This is a genomic window from Rhodovulum sp. BSW8 (genome assembly GCF_003314725.1).
Classification (GTDB): Bacteria; Pseudomonadota; Alphaproteobacteria; order Rhodobacterales; family Rhodobacteraceae; genus Rhodovulum; species Rhodovulum visakhapatnamense.
In genome coordinates this window covers 1-442 of record NZ_QNVX01000071.1, presented here as the reverse complement: position 1 = coordinate 442, position 442 = coordinate 1, and the positions used below count along the sequence as shown (strand labels likewise).

At 68.6% G+C, this 442-nt stretch carries 1 protein-coding gene; it reads right to left on the bottom strand.

Features of this window, described 5'->3' with window-relative positions; all coding sequences use genetic code 11:
- The coding region (locus DSD19_RS21130) for a methyl-accepting chemotaxis protein (RefSeq protein WP_243628206.1) at window positions 1-442 on the bottom strand (442 nt) is incomplete at both ends.

The window sequence follows — 442 nt, the reverse complement described above, 5'->3', positions numbered from 1 at the left end:
CGGCGGGCGCAGCTTCGGGGCGGGCGGAAGGGGCCGGCCGCGCCGCCGGCCGGCCGGGCGCCGCGTTCCGAAGACGGAACCGTGCCACCAGTTGCTGCAGCGTCGATGCCTCCTGCTTGAGCGTGGTGCTGGCCGCGGTCGCCTCCTCGACCATGGCGGCATTCTGCTGGGTCACCTTGTCAAGCTCGGTCACGCCCACGTTGATCTCGCCAAGCCCCACCGACTGTTCCTGCGCACCGGTCGCGATGTCGCCGATCAGTTCGGCGATGTTGCTGACGCGCTCGACGATATCGGTCAGCGCCTCGCCGGTGCGGTTCACCAGAGAGACCCCTGATTCCACATGTTCGGAACTGGCCGAGATCAACGTCTTGATCTCTTTCGCGGCCTCGGAGGACCGCTGGGCCAGTGCCCGCACCTCGGAGGCCACAACGGCAAAGCCCCG